This window comes from Streptomyces sp. NPDC048349, from assembly GCF_040651925.1.
In the GTDB taxonomy this organism is placed as follows: domain Bacteria; phylum Actinomycetota; class Actinomycetes; order Streptomycetales; family Streptomycetaceae; genus Streptomyces.
In genome coordinates this window covers 40,542-49,702 of record NZ_JBEZLA010000058.1, presented here as the reverse complement: position 1 = coordinate 49,702, position 9,161 = coordinate 40,542, and the positions used below count along the sequence as shown (strand labels likewise).

Annotated in this window: 8 protein-coding genes; 1 reads left to right on the top strand and 7 read right to left on the bottom strand. The window is 74.3% G+C overall.

Features of this window, described 5'->3' with window-relative positions:
* Nucleotides 1–113 precede the first annotated feature (113 nt).
* The 5 genes from AB0D44_RS27075 to AB0D44_RS27055 are packed head-to-tail and all read right to left on the bottom strand — an operon-like array spanning nucleotide 114 to nucleotide 5,994.
* Nucleotides 114–1,841, bottom strand: coding sequence for an FG-GAP-like repeat-containing protein (locus tag AB0D44_RS27075; protein ID WP_362595579.1), 1,728 nt, complete (start codon nucleotides 1,839–1,841; stop codon nucleotides 114–116).
* 39 nt (nucleotides 1,842–1,880) lie between these two features.
* Nucleotides 1,881–2,777 carry a LysR family transcriptional regulator gene (locus AB0D44_RS27070; RefSeq protein WP_362595577.1) on the bottom strand — a complete coding sequence of 299 codons (897 nt, stop codon included), beginning with the start codon at nucleotides 2,775–2,777 and terminating at the stop codon, nucleotides 1,881–1,883.
* A 10-nt stretch (nucleotides 2,778–2,787) separates the two neighbouring features.
* A complete protein-coding gene (locus AB0D44_RS27065; RefSeq protein ID WP_362595575.1) occupies nucleotides 2,788–3,705 on the bottom strand; it encodes an EamA family transporter in 918 nt (305 codons plus the stop codon).
* 52 nt (nucleotides 3,706–3,757) lie between these two features.
* A complete protein-coding gene (locus tag AB0D44_RS27060; RefSeq protein ID WP_362595573.1) occupies nucleotides 3,758–4,690 on the bottom strand; it encodes an EamA family transporter in 933 nt (310 codons plus the stop codon).
* A 29-nt stretch (nucleotides 4,691–4,719) separates the two neighbouring features.
* The gene (locus AB0D44_RS27055) at nucleotides 4,720–5,994 is read right to left on the bottom strand and encodes an MFS transporter (protein WP_362595572.1); all 1,275 of its coding nucleotides are present in this window, start codon (nucleotides 5,992–5,994) and stop codon (nucleotides 4,720–4,722) included.
* A gap of 116 nt (nucleotides 5,995–6,110) precedes the next feature.
* Here AB0D44_RS27055 and AB0D44_RS27050 point away from each other — a divergent pair, with 116 nt between their 5' ends.
* Nucleotides 6,111–6,710 (top strand): MarR family transcriptional regulator, encoded by a 600-nt coding sequence (locus tag AB0D44_RS27050; RefSeq protein ID WP_362595570.1) that lies wholly within the window; start codon nucleotides 6,111–6,113, stop codon nucleotides 6,708–6,710.
* A gap of 113 nt (nucleotides 6,711–6,823) precedes the next feature.
* Here the strand turns inward: AB0D44_RS27050 and AB0D44_RS27045 are convergent, their stop codons facing one another.
* Both AB0D44_RS27045 and AB0D44_RS27040 read right to left on the bottom strand, forming a co-directional pair.
* Nucleotides 6,824–7,060: a hypothetical protein gene (locus tag AB0D44_RS27045; protein ID WP_362595568.1), complete on the bottom strand. Its 237-nt coding sequence runs from the start codon at nucleotides 7,058–7,060 to the stop codon at nucleotides 6,824–6,826.
* A 56-nt stretch (nucleotides 7,061–7,116) separates the two neighbouring features.
* Entirely contained in the window at nucleotides 7,117–9,087 is a 1,971-nt protein-coding gene (locus AB0D44_RS27040) for a 4-alpha-glucanotransferase (RefSeq protein WP_362595566.1), read from the bottom strand.
* Between the last annotated feature and the right edge of the window lie 74 nt (nucleotides 9,088–9,161).

The following is a 9,161-nucleotide window of genomic DNA, read 5'->3' as shown; positions in this document are numbered from 1 at the left end:
CCCCGCCGGTCGGCCGTGGGGGCGGGGGGGCCGGGGTTTGCGCGGGGCGCCCGCCCCGGGGGGGGGCCCCCCGGCCCGTGGGGGGGGGGGGCCCCCCGCGCCATGGGGGGGTGTCAGCGGATGGACTGGATCCAGCGCCAGCCGTTCTCGCCGATGCGGACGGGCTGTCCGAAGCCGGTGCCGGTGCCGCCGAGGAACATGAGGTCGCCGGTGCCCGGGTCCACCGGGGCCGTGGTGAGCAGCAGGTCGGCGTGGCCCTTGCCGTCGAGGTCGCCGACCGTGCCGGCCAGCGGGTACGAGGCCGCGGGCGCGGTGGCGATCACGGTCGGCGCGGGCAGTGCCGCCGCGCCTGCGGAGAGGAACTGCCGCAGCTGTCCGTCGGTGCCGCGGGCCCACAGGTCGGCGCGGCCGTCCTTGTTCACGTCACCGGGGGCGAGGATCTCGTAGTCCTTCCACTCCGGTCCGCCCAGCACCACGGCATCGCGGGGCAGGGCCGGCACGGTGCCGGCCGAGCCGCGGTGCAGGTACAGGCCGTTGGCGCTGCGTCCGACGAGGTCGGGCTGGCCGTCCGCGTCGACGTCTCCGACCGCGAGCAGGGTGGCGTGGCTCCAGCCCGTGGGGCGCTCGCGCATGGGAAGGCGCTCGCCGAGGCGGCCCTGGCCCAGGTTGGGGTAGATCCACAGCTCGTCACCGATGCGGGCGATGACGTCCTCGCGGCCGTCGCCGGTCCAGTCACCGCGGTGGCTGACGTCGGCACCGGCGAAACCGCTCGCGCCGATCACCTTGTACGTGCCGAAGCTCCCGCCGGGCAGGCCCGGGTACAGGCGCAGCGACCCGTCGGCCTGGACGGCGAGCAGGTCGGGGCGGCCGTCGCCGGTCAGGTCGCCGTCCACCTTGGCGCGCTCCTGGACGCGGGCGGCGGAGCGGACCAGCTTGTGGTCCTGCATCTTGGTGTAGCCGGTCTCCACGACCTCGCTGCGCACCTCGGTGAAGTCCTGGCGGCTGAAGAACGTGTAGTCGGCCTTCCCCCCGTACGTCGAGGTCACGGGGTCCCACAGGGTGCGTTCGCCGGAGCGGCACTCGGTGGCGCCGGCGGTCTTGCACGCCGCACTGAAGTGCTGCTGGTCGGTGCTGTCGGCCTCGATGAACGACAGGGTGCCGGGCAGGCCCGCGTAGACCTCGTCCATGTGCGTGTAGTAGGGCCGGGCGTTGAAGTCGCCGCCCAGAATGACGGGCAGGCCGCCCGACCACTCCTCGATCCGCGCCAGCAGCGCCGGAGTGTCATTCTTGGCTTCCTTGTCCTGGCGCAGGTGGGTGCCGCAGGCCAGGACGTTCCGGCCGTCGACGGGCGTCCGGGCGCAGACCACCGACCGCTTCTCGCCGTTCATGCCCGGCGGGCTCACCACGGCCGACATGCCGGTGACCTCGCTCTGCGGGCCCTTGACCAGGAGCACCTGGCCGAAGCTGGTGTCCTCGCCCCACTTGGCGCAGCCGGGGGCGGTCTGGGTGCTGGCCCAGACGCCGGCGTAGCCGGGGAGCACGGCGCGCAGCCGGTCGTACTGGCCCTTGCACACCTCCTGGAGCATCACCACGTCGCTGTCCCAGCCGGTGATGTGGCCTTGGAGGCCGTCGGCCCAGGCGGCCGGCTCCATGGTGCTCTGGCAGTCGGAGTACGCCCCGCACACGTTGTACGAGAGGGTCCGCACGGGCGGCGCCCCCGGATCGGTGTCGGCGGCCGCCCCCAGCCCCGGTACCACCGCGAAGAGACCCGCCACCAGGGCCAGTCCGGCTGCCAGCCGGCCGCCCCGCACCGGGCGGCTCGCCGTCGTATTGCTTCTCACAGTCCCACCCTCGTCGATCACAAAGGGGGCCAGCATAGATCAACCCGCCGGCACCGCCCGGAGGGCCGCCAGAACGTGGGACACCGCAGGTCCGGACTCCGCGCCCCGGCGGACGGCCGCGATCACGTGCCGCGTCGGCCGGTCGTGCGCGAGGACCCGGACCGCCACTCCCGAGGCCCGGCTCGACACCATGCGGGGTACGAGGGCCACCCCCATGCCCGCCTCCACCATGGCCAGGATCGCGGTCCAGCCGGATGCCGAGTGCGCCTGCTCCGGCACGAAGCCCGCCGCCTCGCACGCCCCCACGGCGATCTGCGACCAGGGCCCGCTGCCGCCGTAGATCCACGGATCCCCGGACAGGTCCGCGAGCCTGAGGTCCGGCGCGCCCGCCAGCGCGTGGCCCGGCGGCAGGGCGACGTCCAGCGGGTCCTCCATCAGCGTCACCCGGGTGAACCGGCGGTCGCGCGCGGTCGGCGCGTGCGCCGCCAGCGACAGGGCCAGGTCCACGCCCCCGGCCGCCAGCAGCTCGTACGACTCCGCCGCCTCCGTCTCGCGGACCCGGACCTCCACGCCCGGGTGGGTCCGCCGCAGCGCCGCCACCGCCGGCACCACGAGCGCCGGCACCGCGGTGGAGAAGGCCCCGATCCGCACCTCTCCCGCGTCGCCGGCGAGGTACTGGGCCAGCTCCGCGTCGGCCCGCTCCAGCTCCGCGAACACCGCCTCCGCGTGCCGCAGTACGAGGTGCGCCGCGTCGGTGAGCCGGACCCGGCGGCCCTGCGCCTCCAGCAGCGCCACCCCCAGCTGCCGGGCGAGGTTCGTCAGCTGCTGCGAAACGGCCGAGGGCGTCATGTGCAGCGCCTCGGCCGCCCTGGTCACGGTCCCCTGTTCGGCGAGGGTCCGCAGGATCCGCAGCTTCTTGATGTCCCACTCGGTCATGGGGCCGAACCTACCGCCGGGCCCCGAGTGCGACGCCGCCCAGGATCAGCGCCATGCAGAGCAGTTGCCCCGGTCCGGTCCGCTCGCCCAGGAGCAGGAGGCCGAGGCCCGCGACGCACACCGGCTGGAGGTAGTAGACGACTCCGGCGCGGGCCGCCCCGATGACCGAGACGGCCTTGTTCCAGGCGAAGAAGGCGACGGCGGAGGAGAACACTCCGACGTACAGCAGCGGGACGGCCGTCGCGGCGGTGACCTCGAAGCCGCCCTGGAGGGAAACGGAGATCGCGTAGGCGGGGGCCAGCATCAGCGCGCCGAGCACGAAGGTGGTGATCAGGAAGGCCAGGCCGCCCAGTTCGGCGGGCTTGCGCTTGAGCAGGGCGCTGTAGGTGGCGAAGGAGAGGGCAGCGCCGAACATCCACAGGTCGCCGGCGCCGAAGTCGAAGCCGAGGGAGCCGTCGCCGACGAGCAGCAGCACGCCGAAGGCGGCCAGCAGCAGCCCGAAGGTCCGCCGCTTGCCGAGCCGTTCGCCGCCGAGCCGGGCGTAGAGCGCCATGACGACGGGTGAAGCAGCCATGATCATGCCCATGTTGGAGGCGGATGTGGTCAGTCCGGCCTGGTGCACGAGGGTGTTGTAGAGCGCGACGCCGAACAGGGTGGCGAGGGCGGTGAAGCCGAGGTGCCTGCGGATCAGGGCCCGCTGCCGCCAGGCCTGGCGGGCCGCGAAGGGGGCGACCGCGAGGGTGGCGATGATCCAGCGCCAGAAGACGGCCTGGACGGGCGGGACGCTGTCGGCCATGTCCCGGGTGGCGACGAAGCTGCCGGACCAGACGACCGTCGCGAGCAGGGCGAGGAGTACGCCGAGTCCGGCGGCCCCCTTCTTTTTCGTGCGGGTGGGGTTGCCCTGCGCAACGGTACGGACGCGGTCCATGACGGCCACTGTGTGTCTCCCCCTCGGGGTCGGGACTTGTCTGTCGTGGGACCTACCGTCGCACCCGCCCATCGCTCAGGTCCATCGAAATGTTCTGATCGATCTGTTCAGCTGAACTGAACGATCGAGCGCTCCGGGCGACCGCGAGCTGGCCCGCGACGGTGGCCCCGAAGGCGATCGCCATGCCCACGAGCTGGACGGGGGTCAGCGCCTGCCCGAGGGCGGCCCAGCCGATCACGGCGGCGGTGAGCGGCGAGAGCGGACCGAGCAGGGTGACGGAGCCGGCGGAGAGCCGTCCGATCCCGCGGAACCAGAGCCAGTAGGCGATACCGGTGTTGATCAGCATCATGTAGCCGTAGCCGAGCAGGGCCCTGCCGTCGAGTGCGGGCGGGGCCCCTTCGACGAGCGCGGCGACGGGGATGATGACCAGCCCGCCCGCGGTGAGCTGCCAGCCGGTCACGGCCAGCGGGCCGACTCCCTCGGGGCGGCCCCAGAGCTTGGTCATGACGGTGCCCGCGCCCATGGAGGCGGAGGAGACCACCCCGGCGACGATCCCGACGGCGTCGAGCCGGGCCTCGGCGGTGAGGACGACCATGCTCACGCCGAACGCGCCCGCGACGGCGGCGAGCACGGTGCGCAGGCTCGCCCGCTCCCCGAGGACCAGGGCCGCGAGCCCCACGACGAACAGCGGTCCGGCGGAGCCCAGTACGGCCGCGACGCCGCCGGGCAGCCGGTAGGCGGAGAGGAACAGCAGCGGGAAGAACGCGCCGATGTTGAGGGTGCCGAGGACGGCGGACTTCCACCACCACTCGCCCTTGGGGAGCGTCCGGGCGAGGGCGGTCAGCAGCAGCCCCGCGGGCAGGGCCCGCATCACCCCGGTGAACAGGGGCCGGTCGGGCGGCAGCAGCTCGGTGGCCACGGCGTAGGTCGAGCCCCAGGAGACGGGGGCGAGGGCGGTCAGGGCGACGGTGGCGAAGCGTTTCATGGCGGGTGGCTCCTGGGGAGGGGGAGGGCTCAGGCGGCGGCCGGCGCGAGCGCGCCGGGCACCGCGGCCGGCGGCTCGGCGTGAACGGCCGCCGCGGGCAGGTGCCGCTCCAGCCGGAGCAGCGCCAGGGCGGCGCCGAGGGCGGCGACGGTCAGGACGGCCCAGGGCAGCCGGCCGTCGACGGAGAGCAGGGCGGTGAACAGGGCCGGGGCCAGCGCCGTGGCCAGCGAGTACGAGAGCTGGTAGGTGGCCAGGTAGCGGCCGCGGACGGCTTCGGGCGCGGCCGAGACCGACAGGGCGCCCCCGGAGGGGCTGTGCACCAGTTCGCCGAGGGTGTAGACGACGACGATGGCCAGCAGCGCGACGAGCGTGGCGGTCTGCCCGGGGCGCAGCGTCCCGAGCACGATCTGCCCGACGAAGGCGGCGGCGAAGAGCAGCGCGCCGAGGGCCGCGGAGCGGGTGCGGCGGGCGCCGGAGCGGCGGACCCGGCTCGCGATCAGGACGCCGACGCCCGCGCACAGGGCGGTGTTGACGGTGAAGGCCGCTCCGGTGAGGGAGTCGGGGGCCGCCAGCCAGGTGGAGAGGTAGAGGGGGAAGAGGACGGAGAGGGCGGAGTAGCCGAGCGCGGTGAGGAAGTTGGCGGCGGTGAGCCCGAGGAACGGGCGGTCGCGCAGGACGGTCCGGTAGCCGGCGGGCGACTGCCGGGCCGGCCCCGCGCCGAGCGGTCCGGCGGCGGCGCGGACCGGGCGCACCCGGCTGACGAGCAGTCCCGCGAGGGCGAAGGCCAGGGCGTTGCCCCAGGCGGTGTAGGTGAACCCGCCGGTTCCCCAGAGCCCCAGCACCCCGGAGACGAGCAGCGCGCCCGCGCCCATCCCGGCGTTCTGCAGGGCCCGCGTGGAGGCCTGGAGCCGGTCCCGGGCGGAGCCCTGGGCGACCTCGCCGATCAGGGACTGCTGGACGACGCCGAAGGACCGGTCGGCGAGAGCGGTGACCAGGGCGACCGCGGCGAAGGCGGGCAGGGAGCCCGCGAAGGGGTAGAGGGCGAAGCCGGCCGCCCGGATCCCGTAGAGCACCAGGTTGACCTTCTTGGCGCCGAACCGGTCGACGGCCGTGCCCGCCAGCGGCATGAAGACCAGTCCGGCCACTCCGGTGACGGTCAGGACCAGGCCGACCAGGGTGAAGGAGAGGCCGGTGACGTGGTGGAAGAAGACGAGGGAGAACGGCACGTACATGCCGATCCCGACCGCGCTGATCCCGATGCCGAGGAGCAGGGACCGCTCCCCCTCCACCCGCGCTTCCCCCATGACGCCCCCCTGAGAAGTTCTCTTGCTTTCGCTTGCTTGGAAGTAGCTTAGCGCTAAGCTACTTTTCGTCAAGCAACTTTCTTGCGAACGACTGACCGGAATCGGATACTCCAGCCATGAGGGAAGACGAAGCGAGGGCCGACATGGACGCCAAGCCCGGCACTGTCGACGAGGCGGAGAAGGCAGCACAGGCCGCCGCGGGAACGAAGGGGCCGGAGAGGCCGGAGACGCCGGAGAAGGACGCCGTCGACGCCATCACCGACCAGTGGTACGCGGTGCGCCCGGAGCTGGACACGGCCCCGATGGCCGTCTTCGGGCGCATCTACCGGATCGCCAAGGCCATGGGGGACGCGATGGAGCAGGCCTACGCCCGCTTCGGGATCTCGCGCGGGGAGTTCGACGTCATCGCCACGCTGCGCCGCTCGGGCGCCCCGTACACGCTCTCGCCCCGGCAGCTGTCGGCCACGCTCATGCTCACCACCGGCGGCATGACGGGCCGGCTGGACAAGCTGGAGAAGGCCGGGCTGCTGCGCCGCAAGCCCGACCCGAACGACCGGCGCGGCCTCCAGGTCACCATCACCGAGCGGGGCCTCGCCCTCATCGACGAGGCCGTCACCGCCGGCCTCGAGGTGCAGCGGGCCGCGCTGCGGGGGCTGAGCGAGGAGGAGGCCGCCGTCCTCACCGGCCTGCTCCGCAAGCTGCTGGCCGGGGTCTGAGGACACGGCAAGGCGCCGAGGGTCGCCACACGGCCGACGTCACCGACGTCGTGGCCGTGCGGACCCCCGGCGCCCGGAAAGTCCTGCGGTGCCGGTCCCAGGACCGGACCGGATCAGCTCGCCCGCTGCTTGCGCGACTTGTCGCCGACCATCACGAGACCCGCGATGACCAGGAACAGCACGATCGGCGCGGCCACGTACAGACCGAGCGTCTCGCCGATGCTCAGGCCGGGACCCGGGTCGTCGCCGTCGTCGCGGGTCACCGCCAGGGCGGGAGACGTCATCAGCAGCATCATCAGCGTCGTTCCGGCCGTGACGGCGCCGGCGCGCAGAGCGTTCTTCTTGTCCACGGTGCAAACGTAGCGAACGTCCGAACGGCCCGCGCGCCCGGGGGTGCCGTACGGGGTCACCCGCTCTCGGCGGCCCGCTCCCGCACCGCGCCCAGCAGGGCGTTGGCCCGCGGCGAGGCGGTCAGCTCCTCCAGCGTCAGCGGCCGGCCCGCGGCATCGGCGACCGGCAGCCGCCAGTTGGGGTACTGGTCCCACGTACCCGGCAGGTTCTGCGGCCGCCGGTCCCCCACCGCGTCCGGCAGCCATACGCCGACCAGCCGCGCGGGGGTGCTCAGCAGGAAGGCGTACAGGGCCCGTACGGCGGCCTCCTCCCCCTTGGTGTCCAGGCCGAGGCGGTCCAGTACGGCCAGCCACTGCGCGGTGTCGGCGGCGTCCTGCTCCCGTTCCCGCTCGACCGGGCGGGTCAGCAGGCCCAGCCGGTCGCGCAGTTCCACATGGGCGCCGGCCAGCTTGGCGGCCGTGGGCGGCAGATCGTGGGTGGTGGCGGTGGCCAGGCAGTCGGCCCGCCAGGCCCGCGGGGCCAGCGGGCTGCCGTCGCCCGCCCAGTCCCGTTCGAACCACAGCACCGAGGTCCCGAGCACCCCGCGCCGGGCGAGGGCCGCGCGGACCCGCGGCTCCACCGTCCCGAGGTCCTCGCCGATGACGAGGGAACCGGCCCGGTGGGCCTCCAGCACCAGGACCGCCAGCATGGCCTCGCCGTCGTAGCCGACGTACGTGCCCTCGGCGGGCGGGCATCCCTCCGGAATCCACCAGAGCCGGAACAGGCCCATCACGTGGTCGATCCGCAGGGCCCCCGCATACCGGAACACCCCGCGCAGCAGGTCCCGGAAGGGGGCGTAGCCGGTGGCGGCCAGCCGGTCCGGGCGCCACGGGGGCAGGCTCCAGTCCTGGCCGCGCGCGTTGAAGGCGTCCGGCGGGGCCCCGACGGAGATCCCGCGGGCGTGGAAGGAGCCGGTACGGGCGTCGGAGCCGTCGGGATGTACCCCGACCGCCAGGTCGTGCACGATGCCCACGGCCATCCCGGCCTCGCGGGCGGCCCGCTGGGCGGCGGCGAGCTGGGTGTCGGTCAGCCAGACCAGCCAGCGGTGGAAGTCGAGCCGCTCCTTGGGGTCCTCGCCGGCCGCGGCGGCGCACCAGGCGGCGTGCCGGTCCAGCGGCGGCCCCTGGTCGGCGCGGAACTGTCCGTAGGCGGCCTCTCTTTCGGGCGTGCGCGGGACGGCGTACAGCAGCTCCAGGGCCCGGCGCTTGAGGGCCCACACGGCGTCCCGGTCGATCAGCGCGCCCTTCTCGATGACCTCGCGGCGCAGTTCCCGGCCCCGGGAGGCGAGTTCGGCGAGGGCCTCGTGCTCGGGGCACCGTCCGTACTCCGGCACGTCCTCGACGCGCAGGTGGACGGGGTCGGGGAAGCGGCGGGAGGAGGGCCGGTAGGGCGAGGGGTCGGTCGGGGTGCCGGGCACGGCCGCGTGCAGCGGGTTGACCTGGATGAAGCCGGCCCCGTGGGTCCGCCCGGCCCAGTCGGCGAGGGCCGCGAGGTCGCCGAGGTCGCCCATGCCCCAGGAGCGCTCGGAGAGCAGGGAGTAGAGCTGGACGAGCAGCCCGTGGGACCGCGCGGGGGCGGCGGGGGCCCGGTCGGGGGCCTCGATCAGGGTGGCCCCGCCGGTGCGCCCGTCGGGGGCCTCGGCGAGCACCCGGTGGACCCCCAGGGGCAGGGCGGGACTCCACGGCACGGACTCCCCGGTGTCCTCCAGCTCCACCCGGACCCGGGTGCCGGGCGGCAGCGCGGCCAGGGCGGGCGGGTCGGGGTCCCCCTGCCAGTGCACCAGGGTCGGCGGCAGCAGCCGCACGGCCGACGCGCGCTCGGCGTCCTCGGCCTGCGCCCGGATGTCGTCGGGGGTGTCGGTGACCACCCCGAGCACGCCGAGGACGGCCTTGACGGTGGCCTGCGGCACCTGGACGGTGACGTCCGCGGCGGGCTGGTAGGCGGTGGCGATGCCGTGCAGGGCCGCGAGCCGGGCCAGGTCGTCCATCGACGGCACTCCTTCGTGCAGGGGCAGAGGGATGAGGGGGAATCAGAAGCGTGGTGCAGAAAGGGGGGACACCG